We start from the raw sequence: 15101 nt of genomic DNA on the forward strand, positions 1-15101 counted from the left end.
CTGTTCCGGTACGGCACGTCGACGACGCTCCCCGGGTCAGCCGGCGTCGCCGCCGCCCGTGCGGCCGAGGCGCTCGCGCACCCGGTCGGCCACGTCGGCGTACCGCGCCTCGGCGCCGTACCGGGTGGGGGTGTAGTACTGGCGGCCCCGCACCGCCTCGGGGGCGTACTCCTGGGCCGCGATGGCGCCGGGGACGTCGTGCGGGTAGACGTACCCCTGGGCGTGCCCCAGCTTGACGGCTCCCGCGTAGTGGCCGTCGCGCAGATGGGCCGGGACCGGGCCGGCCAGTCCCTTCCGGACGTCCTCCCGGGCGGCCATGATCGCCAGGGTGGCGGCGTTCGACTTCGGGGCGAGGGCGAGCGCGATGGTGGCGTGGCTGAGGGTGAGGGCCGCCTCGGGGAAGCCGATCAGGGCGACCGCCTGGGCGGCGGCCACGGCCGTGGGCAGGGCGGTCGGGTCGGCCAGCCCGATGTCCTCGCTGGCCGAGATCATCAGTCGGCGGGCGATGAACCGGGGGTCCTCCCCCGCCTCGATCATGCGCGCCAGATAGTGCAGCGCCGCGTCCACGTCCGAGCCGCGGATCGACTTGATCAGCGCGCTCGCCACGTCGTAGTGCTGGTCGCCGTCCCGGTCGTACTTCACGGCGGCCCGGTCGACCGTCTCCTCGACCGTGGAGAGGGTGATCTCCGGCTCGTGCTTCGCCAGGGCGGCCCCGGCGGCGGCCTCCAGCGCGGTGAGCGCGCGGCGGGCGTCACCGCCCGCGATGCGCAGCAGGTGGGCTTCCGCGTCCCCGGTGAGGGTCAGCGCGCCGCCGAGTCCGCGTTCCTCGGAGAGCGCGCGGTGCAGCAGGGCGCGCAGGTCGTCGTCGGTGAGCGGCTCCAGGGTGAGCAGCAACGAGCGCGACAGCAGCGGCGAGATGACGGAGAAGTAGGGGTTCTCGGTGGTCGCGGCGATGAGGGTGACCCAGCGGTTCTCGACGGCGGGGAGCAGGGAGTCCTGCTGGGCCTTGGAGAAGCGGTGGATCTCGTCGAGGAAGAGGACGGTCTCCTTGCCGAAGCCGCCGGTGGCCCGGCGGGCGCCGTCGATGACGGCCCGGACCTCCTTGACGCCGGCGGTGATCGCCGAGAGTTCGACGAAGCGCTTGTTGGTGGCCTTGCTGACCACGTACGCGAGGGTGGTCTTGCCGGTGCCGGGCGGGCCCCAGAGGATCACCGAGGACGGGCCGGCCGGGCCGCCGCTGCCCTCGCCGACGAGCCTGCGCAGCGGGGAGCCCTGCTTCAGCAGGTGCTGCTGGCCGACCACCTCGTCCAGGACCCGGGGGCGCATCCGGACAGCGAGGGGGCTGCTCGACGGGTCCTTCTCCTGGCGTTCTTCGGCTGCTGCGGTAAAAAGATCGGGCTCCACGTCAGGAAGCCTAAGCCACCGCACCGACAGGGCGTCGGGGCCGCCGTCCGGGCCCGGACGGCGGCCTGCGGTGCGCGGGGCCGGTCAGCTGGTCCAGAAGTCCCACCAGCGGGTCAGGATCAGCATGCCGATGATGCCGATCCAGAGCACCGGGGGCGCCCAGTGGAACTCGACCAGGGCATTCCGCAGCCAGGACGGCGCGGGCAGGATGCGGTGCTTCACGTTGTGGATGGTGACGTAGCAGAACATGGTGATCGTGGCGACCCAGGCCAGGCAGCACCAGAGGCAGAGCGAGTTGATGTTGTACAGCGACTGGTACTGGAGCCAGGTGCAGAAGCCGACGCCGAAGAGGCAGCCGGCGTTGAGGCCGAGCCAGTACCAGGAGCGGAACCGGGCTCCGGCGAGCAGCGCCATGCCGATGCCGATCACCACGGAGTAGGCGACGAGTCCGATCATCGGGTTCGGGAAGCCGAAGGCGGACGCCTGCTCGCTCTTCATCACGTTGCCGCAGGCGACCACCGGGTTGAGGCTGCAGCCCGGGGTGAAGCTGGGGTCTTCCAGGAGCTTGAACTTGTCGATGGTGATGACCCAGGCGGCCAGCAGTCCGGCCGCCCCCGTGATCACCAGCAGCAGCGCGAGGGCGCGACCGCTCCCGATGGTCCTTCCACCGCCGCTCCGGGCCTGGGTCGAGGAGTGGTGATCTACCGCTGCAGTCGTCATATCGCCGTTCCATCGCTGAGTGTCCGACCGGGCACGGTCATTCTGCCGTACCACCGTTCGGGTCTACCGTTCGATCCGCATAAGGACGTGCGACGGACGGGCGTCCTTTCCTCCGGGGACGGGTGGGGTGCACGGCTCTGGCGTGGCGCGACGCGCCCTGCGGGACGGATCGAAACGTCACCCGCCGCCACCGCGTACGCGCACCGGTATCGCCCTGGCGAATGACGCGCGGAACGCGAGGTTGACCGCGGGGCGGTGCGGAGGAGGGGTGGCAGGCCGGCCGGCCCGGAGGTGTGGAGGAGGGGCGGCCGGCCCGGAGGTACGGAAGAGGGGCTGCCCGGACGTCCGACCGTGCCGCCCCTCCCGTGTGCGTACCGCCGCGCCGCTCAGGCGAGGCGCGTGCGCACCGCGTCGGTGATCCCGTCCAGCGGCACCGCCGTCTGTTCGCCCGACTCCATGTCCTTGAGCTGGACCAGGCCCTCGGCGAGGTCGCGCTCACCGGCGACGATCGTGTACCGCGCCCCCGAGCGGTTGGCGCTCTTCATCGCGCCCTTGAGCCCCCGGCCGCCGAACGCGAAGTCGGCGGCGATGCCCTCCTTGCGCAGCGCGGTCACCACGCCGAAGAGCACCCGGCGGGCCTCCTCGCCCAGCGGCACCGCGTACACGCTGGTGGCGGCGGGGATGTCCAGCTCGATGCCCTCGGCCTCCAGCGCCAGCACGGTGCGGTCAACGCCGAGCGCCCAGCCGACGGACGGCAGCGCTGGGCCGCCGATCATCTCGGAGAGACCGTCGTACCGGCCGCCGCCGCCCACCGCCGACTGCGAGCCCAGACCGTCGTGGACGAACTCGAAGGTGGTGCGGGTGTAGTAGTCGAGGCCGCGGACGAGCTTCTCGTCGTCCTCGTACGCGACCCCGGCGGCGGTCAGCAGACCGCGCACCTCCTCGTGGTACGCCTTGCAGGCGTCGCAGAGGTAGTCGCCGAGCTTCGGGGCGCCGCCGAGCTGCTTCTGCACGTCGGGCCGCTTGTCGTCGAGCACCCGCAGCGGGTTGATCTCGATGCGGCGGCGGGTCTCCTCGTCGAGGTCGAGATCGCGCAGGAAGCCCTGGAGCGCCTCGCGGTAGACCGGGCGGCACTCCTTGTCGCCGAGCGAGTTCAGCAGGATGCGGAATCCGGTCAGCCCCAGCGAGCGGTAGGCCTGGTCGGCCAGGATGATCAGCTCGGCGTCGAGCACCGGGTCCTCGGCGCCGATGGCCTCGGCACCGACCTGTGAGAAGTGCCGGTAGCGGCCCTTCTGCGGACGCTCGTAGCGGTAGTACGAGCCGGAGTACCAGAGCTTGACCGGCAGGTTCCCGGCCTTGTGGAGGTTGGCCTCCAGCGCGGCGCGCAGCACGGAGGCGGTGCCCTCCGGGCGCAGCGCGAGCTCGTCGCCGCCCTTGGTGGTGAGGGTGTACATCTCCTTGGTGACGATGTCGGTGGACTCGCCGACGCCGCGGGCGAAGAGGTTCACGTCCTCGAAGCCCGGGGTCTCGATGTAGCCGTAGCCGGAGCTGCGCAGCGGGGCGGAGATGGCCTCACGGACCGCCAGGAACTTCGCGGAGTCCGGCGGGATGAGGTCGTAGGTGCCCTTGGGGGCCTGGAAAGTACTCACGGTTTTTACTCTCGTCACATTCCGCGGCGCGGCGCGTCCAGCCCGTTCAGGAACGGGTTGGTGGCGCGCTCGCGGCCGATGGTGGTCTGGGGGCCGTGGCCGGACAGCACCACGGTCGAGTCGTCGAGCGGCAGGCACACGCGGGCCAGCGACTCGAGCAGCTCGGCGTGGTCGCCGCCGGGCAGGTCGGTGCGTCCGACGGAGCCGGCGAAGAGCAGGTCGCCCGAGAAGAGGACCGGCGGTACGTCGCCGGTCTCGGGCATCCTGAACGTCACCGACCCCTTCGTATGGCCGGGTGCGTGCGCGACGCCGAACTCCATTCCGGCCAGCTCCAGACGCGCGCCGTCGGTGAGTTCCTTCACGTCGTCCGGCTCGCCCACGGTCAGCTCGCCCATGAGCGGCATGCCGATGGAGCGGCCGAGGGCCTTCTCCGGGTCGCTCATCATGTAGCGGTCCCGGGGGTGGATCCAGGCGGGCACGTCGTGGGAGCCGCAGAGCGGGACGACCGAGGCGACGTGGTCGATGTGTCCGTGGGTGAGCACGACCGCGACGGGCTTGAGCCGATGCTTCCGGAGCGCGTCCTCGACTCCCTGGGTGGCCTGGTGGCCCGGGTCGATGATCACGCACTCCTCGCCTGCGGCGGGGGCGACCAGATAGCAGTTGGTCCCCCAGGCCCCGGCGGGAAACCCGGCAATGAGCACGATCGTCCTTCGTTCGGTCCTGCGTCGGTCCGGCCCTCGGTCCGGCACGCGCCGGCGGTCCGGTCCGGCGTCCGTCCGGCGGTCAGTCCGGTGGAAATGGGGCCGCGACAGCCTGCGCGGCAGATCAGAGCCTACCGGCGCTCCTCATTCCACAGCTAACCCATATACGGTACGGGCAGCCCAGGCCCCACACATACGAACGTACAAGGAGACCATCCGGTGGTCAGCAGCGATCAGCGGCGGCGGCAGCTCGCCCGGGAGAAGTACGAGCGGCAGCAGCAGCGGCGGGAGGAAGCGCGCCGGCGCACGCGGCGGCTCACCGCGATCATCTCCTCCGCGGTTGCCGTGGTTGTCGTCATAGGCGTGGTCACGTACGTGACCGTGGGGAACGACGACGACAGCGACAAGAAGGCCCAGGCCGCCGCGAGCGCGTCCGCGTCTCCGTCGCCGACCGCCAGCGAGAGCGCGGAGCCCGAGCCCGAGGTCACGATCGACAAGACGGCCACGTACTCCATGGACGTCAAGACCGACCAGGGCGACCTGAAGTTCACCATGGACGCGTCGAAGACCCCGCACACGACGAACTCGTTCAAGTACCTCGCCGACAAGAAGTTCTTCGACGGTACGAAGTGCCACCGCCTCGTGACGGAAGGCATCTTCGTCCTCCAGTGCGGCGACCCCAACGGCGACGGCACCGGCGGTCCCGGTTACACCATCCCGGACGAGAACCTCACCGCCCTCGGCAAGGCGGGCGCCGACGGCACGGTGACGTTCCCGGCGGGCACGGTCGCCATGGCCAACACGGGCCAGGAGCACACCGGCGGCAGCCAGTACTTCCTCGTGTACAAGGACTCCAAGCTGCCTCCGACGTACACCCCGTTCGGCACGATGGACGCCGCCTCGCTGAAGGCCGTCCAGGAGATCGCCAAGGCAGGCGTCGACGGCGGTGCCACCGACGGTGCGCCGAAGAAGGCCGTGAACGTGTCGAAGGTGACCGTCGAGAAGGAGTGAGCCACCCCGCTCCGCGGAGCCCCGGCGGCCGGTCGACCCGGTGGCCGGGGCTCCGTTTTGCCGGAGTTGCCGCGAATGCCCGGTTCGAACGCCCGCAAGGGCCCCGACCGGCCCGGAACGGAGAAATCCAGCCGCGCTGAGTGCGGACAGCCGGGCCGCCGGTCGCCTAGATTGGCGTGGTGCAGGGCGGGCGCTGCCCGCCCCAGGAAACTGTGGACGATGCCCGGGGGGCCCACCCCCTCGCAGGTATCAGGTGGAGGAGGCGCTGTGAGCAGCGACCCGTGGGGCCGTGTCGACGAGACGGGCACCGTGTACGTGCGTACTTCCGAGGGCGAGCAGGTCGTCGGATCGTGGCAGGCCGGTACGCCCGAGGAGGCGCTGGCCTATTTCGAGCGCAAGTACGAGGGCTTGGTGGTCGAGATCGGCCTCCTCGAAAAGCGGGTGAAGACCACCGACCTGTCGTCCAAGGACGCGACGGCGGCGATCGACCATCTGCGGACGCAGGTCGACGAGCACCACGCCGTGGGTGACCTCGCCGCGCTGCGCACCCGGCTGGACGCGCTCGTCGCGACGGTCGACTCGCGCCGCGAGGAGCGCAAGGTCCAGAAGGCGAAGCAGACCGACGAGGCCAAGCAGGCCAAGGAGAAGCTGGTCGCCGAGGCCGAGGAGCTGGCGCAGAGCGAGCAGTGGCGTTCCGCAGGTGAGCGGCTGCGGGCTCTCGTCGACACGTGGAAGGGCCTGCCGAGGCTCGACCGCAAGTCGGACGACGAGCTGTGGCACCGCTTCTCGCACGCCCGGTCCGCGTTCTCCAAGCGCCGCAAGGCCCACTTCGCCTCGCTGGACGCCCAGCGCGAGGAGGCCCGCAAGGTCAAGGAGAAGCTGGCCGCCGAGGCCGAATCGCTCTCCGGGTCGACGGACTGGGGCGACACCGCGGCCCGGTACCGCGACCTGATGACGGAGTGGAAGGCGGCGGGCCGCGCCCAGCGCGAGGCCGAGGACGAGCTGTGGAGCCGCTTCCGCGGCGCCCAGGACATCTTCTTCGCCGCGCGGAGCGCGACCTTCGCCGAGCGGGACGCGGAGCAGGGCGAGAACCTCAAGCTCAAGGAGGAGCTCGCCGCCGAGGCCGAGAAGCTGGTGCCGGTGACGGACCTCAAGGCGGCCCGTGCGGCCTTCCGGTCCATCAACGAGCGGTGGGAGGCCATCGGCCACGTACCGCGTGACGCCCGGCCGAAGGTCGAGGGCCGGGTGCACGCCGTGGAGCGGGCGCTGCAGGAGGCCGAGGAGTCGGAGTGGCGCCGGACCAACCCGGAGGCGCGTGCGCGTGCCGCAGGGCTGACCGGTCAGCTCCAGGCCGCCGTGGACAAGCTGCGCGGTCAGATCGACACCGCTCGCGCCTCGGGCAACAACGCCCGTGCCGACAAGCTCGCCCGTGAGCTCGAAGGCCGTCAGGCGCTGCTCGACCAGGCGCTGAAGGGCCTGGAGGAGTTCGGCGGCTGACGGTCCGGCCGGCAGGCATCGAGAAGGGGCTCCCGTACGCGTCGTGCGTACGGGAGCCCCTTCTTCGTCCCCGCTTCGCGGGCTTACGGCCGCCGGGCCGAGGTGACCCGGTAGACGTCGTAGACGCCCTCCACGCCGCGTACGGCCTTCAGGACGTGGCCCAGGTGCTTCGGGTCGCCCATCTCGAAGGTGAACCGGGAGGTGGCCACCCGGTCGCGGGAGGTCTGCACGGCCGCCGACAGGATGTTGACGTGCTGGTCGGACAGGACGCGGGTGACGTCCGAGAGGAGTCGCGAGCGGTCCAGCGCCTCGACCTGGATGGCGACCAGGAAGACGGAGGACTGGGTCGGCGCCCACTCGACGTCGAGGATCCGCTCGGGCTGCTGCGACAGCGAGTCGACGTTGACGCAGTCCGCGCGGTGCACCGAGACGCCGCTGCCCCGGGTGACGAACCCGATGATGGGGTCGCCGGGCACGGGGGTGCAGCAGCGGGCCAGCTTGACCCAGACGTCGTCGACGCCCTTGACGACGACTCCGGGGTCGTTGCTCGCCCGGCGCTTGCTCCGGCCGCGCGAGGGCGGCGCGCTCTCGGCGAGGTCCTCGTTGGCGGCGTCCTCGCCGCCGAGGGCCTGCACCAGCTTCTGCACGACACCGGCGGCGGTGACATGGCCCTCGCCGATCGCCGCGTACAGCGACGAGATGTCGGGGTAGCGCATCTCGTGGGCGAGGGTGACCAGGGAGTCGCCGGTCAGGATGCGCTGGATCGGCAGGTTCTGCTTGCGCATCGCGCGGGCGATGGCGTCCTTGCCCTGCTCGATGGCCTCGTCGCGGCGCTCCTTGGAGAACCAGGCGCGGATCTTGTTCCTGGCCCGGGGCGACTTGACGAAGCCGAGCCAGTCCCGGGAGGGCCCGGCGCCGGCCGCCTTGGAGGTGAAGATCTCCACCAGGTCGCCGTTGTCGAGCGTCGATTCGAGCGGGACGAGCCGCCCGTTGACGCGCGCTCCTATCGTGCGGTAGCCGACCTCGGTGTGGACGGCGAAGGCGAAGTCCACCGGTGTCGCGCCGGCCGGCAGCGCTATCACGTCGCCCTTGGGCGTGAAGACGAAGACCTCATTGCGCGAGAGGTCGAAGCGGAGCGACTCCAGGAACTCGCTGGGGTCCTCCGTCTCCTTCTGCCAGTCCAGGAGCTGGCGCAGCCACGCCATGTCGTTGACGGTGTCCTGGCTGCGTCCGCCGCTGGTGCTCTTGGGCACGTCGGTGCGGACCTTGGAGGCCCCGGCCACGGCCTCCTGCTTGTACTTCCAGTGCGCGGCGATGCCGTACTCGGCGCGGCGGTGCATGTCGAACGTGCGGATCTGGAGCTCGACGGGCTTGCCGCTGGGGCCGATGACCGTGGTGTGCAGCGACTGGTACATGTTGAACTTGGGCATCGCGATGTAGTCCTTGAACCGGCCGGGGACCGGGTTCCATCGCGCGTGCACGGTGCCGAGCGCCGCGTAGCAGTCGCGGACGGTGTCCACGAGGACGCGGATGCCCACCAGGTCGTAGATCTCGGCGAAGTCGCGGCCTCGCACGATCATCTTCTGGTAGACGCTGTAGTAGTGCTTCGGCCGGCCGGTGACGGTGGCCTTGATGCGCGCGGCCCGCAGGTCGGACTGGACCTCGTCGGTCACTATGGCGAGGTACTCGTCGCGCTTGGGCGCGCGCTCGGCGACGAGGCGGACGATCTCGTCGTACATCTTGGGGTAGAGGATCGCGAAGGCGAGGTCCTCCAGCTCCCACTTGATGGTGTTCATGCCCAGGCGGTGGGCGAGCGGAGCGTAGATCTCCAGCGTCTCGCGGGCCTTCTTCTCCTGCTTCTCCCGCTTGAGGTACCGCATGGTGCGCATGTTGTGCAGCCGGTCGGCGAGCTTGATGACGAGGACCCGGGGGTCCTTGGCCATCGCGACGACCATCTTGCGGACGGTCTCGGCCTGGGCGGCCTCGCCGAACTTCACCTTGTCCAGCTTGGTCACGCCGTCGACGAGCAGCGCGACCTGGTCGCCGAAGTCGCGGCGCAGGGTGTCCAGGCCGTACTCGGTGTCCTCGACGGTGTCGTGCAGCAGCCCCGCCATCAGGGTGGCCGGATCCATGCCCAGCTCGGCGAGGATCGTGGTGACCGCGAGCGGGTGCGTGATGTAGGGGTCGCCGCTCTTGCGCTTCTGCCCCCGGTGCCAGCGCTCGGCGACCTGGTAGGCCCGCTCGATCTGCCGGAGCGTGGCCGTCTCGATCTTGGGGTCGTTCTGCCGCACGGTGCGCAGCAGCGGTTCCAGGACCGGGTTGTACGGGCTGGAGCGCTGTACGCCCAGTCGGGCGAGGCGGGCGCGTACCCGGTTGGAGGAGCCGCCGGTGCGGCCGGGCTGGCCCGCCGGGGTGGCCGGCTTCACGGGCCTGGCCGGGTTCTTCGAGGCGGGCGGCGCCGGAAGGGCGGGAGCGGGCCGTTTCTCGGGCCCGGTGGGGTCCGGTGCGGTGGGCGGCGTCCCGGGTCCCGTGGGAGCCCCGCCCGTGGGAGAGGGCGCGGCTGACCCTGCCGCGGGCTTCTCCGGCTGCGGCGCTCCGGCTGCGTTGGCCTCGTCTGGCAAGGGCACTCCTCGTGCGTATCCGGACTACCCGGAAGGCCATGGTATCGAGCCACCGGTGGCTCCTCGTCCGGGGACCGTGGAAGCCCTGACAACGCGCGCGGGCACCCGGTTGTTCCCCGGATGCCCGCGCGTGGTCGTACCAACCGTTCGGAGGGTGATCAGACGGTGATCAGTGCCTCCAGCGGAGCACCCTGGAGGGCGGGCTCCAGACGGCTCCGCCCGTCGAGGAAACCGAGCTCCATGAGAACCGCGACGCCCGCGACCTCCGCGCCCGCCCGCCGGATGAGCTCCAGCGAGGCTTCGGCGGTGCCGCCGGTGGCGAGGACGTCGTCGATGACCATGATCCGGTCGTCGGCGGTGATGTCCTCGGCGTGCACCTCGATCTCGGCGGTGCCGTACTCCAGGTCGTAGGCCTGGCGGAGGGTCGCTCCGGGCAGCTTCCCGGCCTTGCGTACGGGGATGAAGCCGAGCCCGGCCCGGACGGCGACGGGCGCGGCGAGGATGAACCCGCGCGCTTCGAGGCCGACGATCCGGGTGGCGCCGTGCTTGACGCACAGTTCCGCGAGGACGTCGGTCAGCGCCGAGAAGGCGACCGGGTCCGCGAGCAGCGGGGTGATGTCCTTGAAGAGGACGCCCGGCTTCGGGTAGTCGGGTACGTCGCGGATGCGGCTGAGCAGCAGCTCCCGGACGGATTCGGTGCTGGTCATCGGTGCTTCCCCTGACCGCGGCCGGTGCTGCCACCGGTCTCGCGACGCTGCCCGATCACCGAGGCGGAGGAGCCGGCTCCGGCGCCCGCGGTGACGGTGTCCTGCGGCTCGTCGTTCTCCTCGGACTCGCCCTTGGCCGCCGCGGCGGCCCGCTTGGCGAGAACGCGCTTGGTGAGCGCCTTCATCTGCGGCTCGCGCTCCTTGAGGTCGGTCACGAGCGGCGTGGCGATGAAGATCGAGGAGTACGCGCCGGCCGCGAGGCCGACGAAGAGCGACAGCGAGATGTCGTTCAGCATGCCGGCGCCGAGGACGCCGCCGCCGATGAAGAGCAGGCCGGCGACGGGGAGGAGCGCGACCACGGTGGTGTTGATGGAACGCACCAGCGTGCTGTTGATCGACTTGTTGGCGATCTCGCTGTACGTGAAGCGGGTCTGCTTGGTGATCCCCTTCTGGCCCTCCTTGAGGGAGTCGAAGACGACGACCGTGTCGTAGAGGGAGTAACCGAGGATGGTGAGCAGACCGATCACGGTGCCCGGGGTGACCTCGAAGCCGACCAGGGCGTAGACACCGACCGTGATGGTGATGTCGTGGATCAGCGCCACGAGGGCGGCGACGGCCATCCGCCACTCGAAGGCGATGGCCAGGTAGACCACCACGAGGACCATGAAGATCCCGAGGCCGGTCCAGGCCTTGTTGGCGATCTGCTCGCCCCAGCTCGGGCCGACCAGGTCGGCGTTGATCTTCGACGCGGGGATGCCGAGGTCGTCGGAGAGCTGGTTCTTGATGCCGTCGGCCTTGGCGGTGTCGACCTCGGTGATCTGGATGCGCAGACCGCCGTTGCCGAGCTCCTGCACGATCGCCTCGTGGCCGGAGGCGCTGACCGCCGCTTCCTGGGCCTGGGAGGTGGAGATCTTGGCCTTGGTGTCGGTCGTGAAGACCGCGCCGCCCTTGAACTCGATGCCCATGTTCAGGCCGCCGACCGCCAGGCCGAGGATGGCCGTGATGGTGATCAGGATCGAGATGCCGTACCAGATCTTGCGCTTACCAATGAAGTCGTAGCCGAGCTCGCCTCGGTAGAGCCGGGCGCCGATGCTGCCGAGTCGCGACATCTCACGCCTCCTTCGGGTCGGTGGAGGAGTTGACACGACGCGAGCGGCGCAGCGGCGGCTTGGCGCCGAGCCGCTTCGGGTCCAGCCCGGACCACGGGTGACCGCTGGAGAAGAACTTCGTCCGGCCCATCAGCGTCATGACCGGCTTGGTGAAGAAGAACACCACGACGACGTCGAGCACGGTGGTGAGGCCGAGCGTGAACGCGAAGCCCTGGACCTTGCCGACGGTGACCACGAAGAGCACGGCGGCGGCGAGGAACGACACGAAGTCGGAGACCAGGATGGTGCGCCGGGCGCGCGGCCAGGCACGCTCGATGGCGGGCCGCAGGGTGCGTCCCTCACGGATCTCGTCTCTCACTCGTTCGAAGTACACGATGAACGAGTCGGCGGTGATGCCGATGGCCACGATGGCTCCGCAGACCGCCGGCAGGTTCAGCGCGAAGCCGATGGCCGGGCCGAGCAGGGCCATGATCGTGTACGTGAGGATGCCCGAGACCAGGAGGCTCAGCAGAGCGATGGTCGCGAGGCCGCGGTAGTACGCCACCAGGTAGATGACGACCAGCGCCAGACCGATGGCACCGGCGATCAGGCCGGCCTGGAGCTGCTCACCGCCGAGGGCGGCGGTCACCGTGGTGACGCTCGCCTCCTTGAAGGTCAGCGGCAGGGCACCGTAGGACAGGATGTTGCCGAGGTCCTCGGCCTCCTGCTGGGTGAAGCTGCCCGAGATCTGGGCGTTGGCGCTGAGCGCGCTGGCGACCGAGGGAGCGGAGACCACTTCGCCGTCGAGGACGATCGCGAACTGGTTCATCGGCGAGGTCTGCTGGGCCAGCGTCGACGTGATCTTGTTGAACTTCTTGGCGCCCTTGGAGGTGAACTCCATCGAGACGATCCACTGGCCGGTGCTCTGGTCGATGGCGCCCTGGGCGTTGTCGACGTCGCCGCCGGAGACCTCGGCCGGGCCGAGGACGTACTTCTCGTAGCTGCCCGGGGTGTTGGAACCGCAGGCGACGATCGTGTCCGTCTCCTTGGCGTCCTGGCCGGCGGCGGCGCGCTGCTTCGGGTCGGAGCAGTCGAGCGCGGCGAACTCGGCCTGGAGCTTCGCGGTCGCCGGGTCGGTGGAGGCGCTCGGCGACGCGGTGTCGGTCGCGGCGGCGTCGTCCGTGGCGGCGGTCGCCCCGGCGGAGGCCGAGGCGCTCGGGGTGGCGTCCTCGGTCAGCGCTCCGGTGACGGCGCGGCCCTGGGTGGTGGCGCTCGGCGAGGGCGAGGCCGAGGAGTCGGACGTCCCGCTGTCCTTGGCCGTCTCGCCGTCCGTGGCCTTCGCGGAAGCCGACGCCGAAGCGCTCGGCGAGGCGCTGCCCGAGGGGGTGGCGGAGGCCGAGGGGGTGGCGTCGGAGCCACTGGCCTCGACGGTCAGAACGGGCCGGAAGAACAGCTGGGCGGTCGTACCGACCTGCTTCCGGGCCTGCTCGGAGTTGGTCCCCTTCGGGATGTTCACGATGATGTTGCTGGAGCCCTGGGTCTGAACCTCGGCCTCGGACACGCCGAGACCGTTGACACGGCGCTCGATGATGCCGACCGCGGTGTTCATGTTGGTCTCGTTGATCGCGTCCGGCTTGCCGGGCTGGCTCTTGGCCTGGAGCGTGATCGAGGTTCCGCCCGCCAGGTCGATGCCCAGTCTCGGAGTGGTGTGGCCGGACAGGAACATCCCGCCAGCGAGCGCGACCATGACGATCAGGATGAGAGCCAGGGAACGCCCCGGCCTTCCCTGACCGCCACCGGCCGGCCCTCGGCCCTTCTTCGGTGCTGCCACCTTTTCGTTTCTCCCTGTCCAACCGCTCCGCGCCGGGTGCGCGCCCGAGCGGCCACGAAGTGTTGTGGGGACCCGCCCCCGCAGAAGACCGGACGTTCCGGGGAGACCGCCGCGCCCCGTGCGGGTGGGCGGTGTCCCCGTGCCGTGCGACTACTTCGCGCCGGTGTCGCCTTCGTCCTTGGCGTCCTTCGCCTCGACGTCCTTCGCCTCGGCGTCGGAGTCGTCGGCTGCGGACTTCTTCTCCAGATCGATCTTCTCGTCACCGTCGGTGATCGAGGAGGCGTCGTCCGGAACGCTCGGGGAGTCGAGCTCCTCGGTGTCGCCGTGGACGATGCGGTTGTACTCCGCGTCGTCCAGGACGGCGCCGACGGCGTTCTTCGCGTAGACCGCGTGGACGCCGGGAGCGACCTCCAGGAGGACGGTGTCCTCCTGGATCTCCTTGACCGTGGCGTACATGCCACCGATCGTGCGGACGCCGGTCCCCGGCTGCATCTCGTTGCGCATCTGCAGCGCGGCCTCCTGCTTCTTCTTTTGGGACCGGGTCATCATGAACATGACGCCGAAGATCAGGATGACAGGGAGAAGGAGTTGGATGCTCACAGGACGGATTTCCTTCGCACGACCGCGCTGAAAAATGCGGCCTGTATCTACGGGGGTGGGTACACCGACCTTTAAGGGCGGCATCGGCGGAGTCTAAGCGAGTCCGCATCGCTGGAACAACGCCCAGCATCGCACCCCGGTTCCGCAAATGGTCAAGCTGTGACGCATCACGCCCCGAAGAGGCCCGCTTGTCCCTTTGCTCCGTGCTGCGGCGGAACGAGTCCCAGATGGGCCCAGGCGGCCGGTGTGGCCACCCTTCCGCGCGGGGTGCGAGCCAGCAGTCCTTCGCGTACGAGGAAGGGCTCGGCGACCTCCTCGACCGTCTCGCGCTCCTCCCCCACCGCGACCGCGAGGGTGGAGAGGCCGACGGGACCGCCGCCGAAGAGCTTCAGCAGGGCGCCGAGGACGGCCCGGTCGAGGCGGTCGAGTCCGCGGGCGTCGACTTCGTACACCTGGAGGGCCGCGGCGGCGACGTCCCGGTCGATCACGCCGTCCGCCTTGACCTGGGCGTAGTCGCGGACCCGGCGCAGCAGGCGGTTGGCGATGCGGGGGGTGCCCCGGGAGCGGCCGGCGATCTCGGCGGCGCCCGCGGTGTCGATGGCCACGTCGAGGAGTCCGGCGGAGCGGTGGAGGACGCGCTCCAGTTCGGCGGGAGCGTAGAACTCCATGTGCCCGGTGAAGCCGAAACGGTCCCTCAGCGGGGGCGGCAGCAGGCCGGCCCGGGTGGTGGCGCCGACCAGGGTGAAGGGCGGCAGTTCGAGGGGGATGGCGGTGGCGCCGGGGCCCTTGCCGACGATGACGTCGACGCGGAAGTCCTCCATCGCCATGTAGAGCATCTCCTCGGCGGGCCGGGACATGCGGTGGATCTCGTCCAGGAAGAGCACCTCGCCCTCCTGGAGGGAGGAGAGGATCGCGGCGAGGTCGCCCGCGTGCTGGATGGCGGGCCCGGAGGTGATCCGGATGGGCGCGTTCATCTCCGCGGCGATGACCATCGAAAGAGTGGTCTTGCCGAGACCGGGCGCCCCGGAGAGCAGCACGTGGTCGGCGGTGGCACCCCGGGCACGGGCGGCCTTGAGGACGAGGTCGAGCTGTTCGCGGACCTTCTCCTGGCCCACGAACTCGTCGAGGTCCTTGGGGCGCAGGGCGGCTTCGACGGCGGTGTCCTCGCCGTCGGCGACGCCGGTGACCAGCCGGTCGTCGTACGCCGCCGCCGCGTCGGCCGCCCGCTCGTCGGTGTCGGGTCCGGTCTCGTCCCAGTTCATCGGGTCAGTC

General features: G+C 70.4%; 12 protein-coding genes. 2 read left to right on the forward strand and 10 right to left on the reverse strand.

What is annotated here, in order from left to right; genetic code table 11:
• Positions 1–36: 36 nt before the first annotated feature.
• The 4 genes from ACFWEE_RS20365 to ACFWEE_RS20380 form a co-directional block, all read right to left on the reverse strand.
• On the reverse strand, positions 37–1404 hold the full coding sequence (locus tag ACFWEE_RS20365; protein WP_386890879.1) for a replication-associated recombination protein A: 1368 nt from the start codon (positions 1402–1404) through the stop codon (positions 37–39).
• An 84-nt stretch (positions 1405–1488) separates the two neighbouring features.
• Positions 1489–2124 carry a vitamin K epoxide reductase family protein gene (locus ACFWEE_RS20370; RefSeq protein ID WP_386890881.1) on the reverse strand — a complete coding sequence of 212 codons (636 nt, stop codon included), beginning with the start codon at positions 2122–2124 and terminating at the stop codon, positions 1489–1491.
• A 386-nt stretch (positions 2125–2510) separates the two neighbouring features.
• Positions 2511–3773 carry a histidine--tRNA ligase gene (gene hisS / locus ACFWEE_RS20375; RefSeq protein WP_386890882.1) on the reverse strand — a complete coding sequence of 421 codons (1263 nt, stop codon included), beginning with the start codon at positions 3771–3773 and terminating at the stop codon, positions 2511–2513.
• A gap of 14 nt (positions 3774–3787) precedes the next feature.
• Positions 3788–4474, reverse strand: a complete 687-nt coding sequence (locus ACFWEE_RS20380; RefSeq protein ID WP_386890884.1) for an MBL fold metallo-hydrolase — start codon at positions 4472–4474, stop codon at positions 3788–3790.
• A 219-nt stretch (positions 4475–4693) separates the two neighbouring features.
• Between ACFWEE_RS20380 and ACFWEE_RS20385 the strand changes: the two genes are divergently transcribed.
• Both ACFWEE_RS20385 and ACFWEE_RS20390 read left to right on the forward strand, forming a co-directional pair.
• Positions 4694–5485, forward strand: a complete 792-nt coding sequence (locus tag ACFWEE_RS20385) for a peptidylprolyl isomerase (RefSeq protein ID WP_386890886.1) — start codon at positions 4694–4696, stop codon at positions 5483–5485.
• Between the two features lie 267 nt (positions 5486–5752).
• On the forward strand, positions 5753–6982 hold the full coding sequence (locus ACFWEE_RS20390) for a DUF349 domain-containing protein (RefSeq protein ID WP_386890888.1): 1230 nt from the start codon (positions 5753–5755) through the stop codon (positions 6980–6982).
• Positions 6983–7065: 83 nt separating this feature from the next.
• Here ACFWEE_RS20390 and ACFWEE_RS20395 read toward each other — a convergent pair whose 3' ends face one another.
• From ACFWEE_RS20395 to ruvB, 6 genes are all read right to left on the reverse strand, one after another.
• A complete protein-coding gene (locus tag ACFWEE_RS20395) occupies positions 7066–9603 on the reverse strand; it encodes a RelA/SpoT family protein (RefSeq protein WP_386890890.1) in 2538 nt (845 codons plus the stop codon).
• A gap of 158 nt (positions 9604–9761) precedes the next feature.
• On the reverse strand, positions 9762–10310 hold the full coding sequence (locus ACFWEE_RS20400; protein ID WP_386890892.1) for an adenine phosphoribosyltransferase: 549 nt from the start codon (positions 10308–10310) through the stop codon (positions 9762–9764).
• Entirely contained in the window at positions 10307–11419 is a 1113-nt protein-coding gene (gene secF, locus ACFWEE_RS20405; protein ID WP_386890894.1) for a protein translocase subunit SecF, read from the reverse strand. The genes ACFWEE_RS20400 and secF overlap by 4 nt, the downstream gene beginning before the upstream one ends.
• A gap of 1 nt (position 11420) precedes the next feature.
• Entirely contained in the window at positions 11421–13229 is a 1809-nt protein-coding gene (secD, locus tag ACFWEE_RS20410; RefSeq protein WP_386890896.1) for a protein translocase subunit SecD, read from the reverse strand.
• Positions 13230–13379: 150 nt separating this feature from the next.
• Positions 13380–13829, reverse strand: coding sequence for a preprotein translocase subunit YajC (yajC, locus tag ACFWEE_RS20415; RefSeq protein WP_386890898.1), 450 nt, complete (start codon positions 13827–13829; stop codon positions 13380–13382).
• 167 nt (positions 13830–13996) lie between these two features.
• Positions 13997–15091: a Holliday junction branch migration DNA helicase RuvB gene (ruvB, locus tag ACFWEE_RS20420; RefSeq protein ID WP_386890900.1), complete on the reverse strand. Its 1095-nt coding sequence runs from the start codon at positions 15089–15091 to the stop codon at positions 13997–13999.
• Positions 15092–15101 lie beyond the last annotated feature (10 nt).

It is taken from the genome of Streptomyces sp. NPDC060184, from assembly GCF_042728795.1.
Lineage (GTDB): Bacteria > Actinomycetota > Actinomycetes > Streptomycetales > Streptomycetaceae > Streptomyces.

Bases quoted from the DNA above. Each gene is read 5' to 3' on its own strand.
- ACFWEE_RS20400 (WP_386890892.1), bottom strand. From the start codon at position 10,310: ATGACCAGCACCGAATCCGTCCGGGAGCTGCTGCTCAGCCGCATCCGC.
- ACFWEE_RS20370 (WP_386890881.1), bottom strand. From the start codon at position 2,124: ATGACGACTGCAGCGGTAGATCACCACTCCTCGACCCAGGCCCGGAGC.
- ruvB (WP_386890900.1), bottom strand. From the start codon at position 15,091: ATGAACTGGGACGAGACCGGACCCGACACCGACGAGCGGGCGGCCGAC.
- secF (WP_386890894.1), bottom strand. From the start codon at position 11,419: ATGTCGCGACTCGGCAGCATCGGCGCCCGGCTCTACCGAGGCGAGCTC.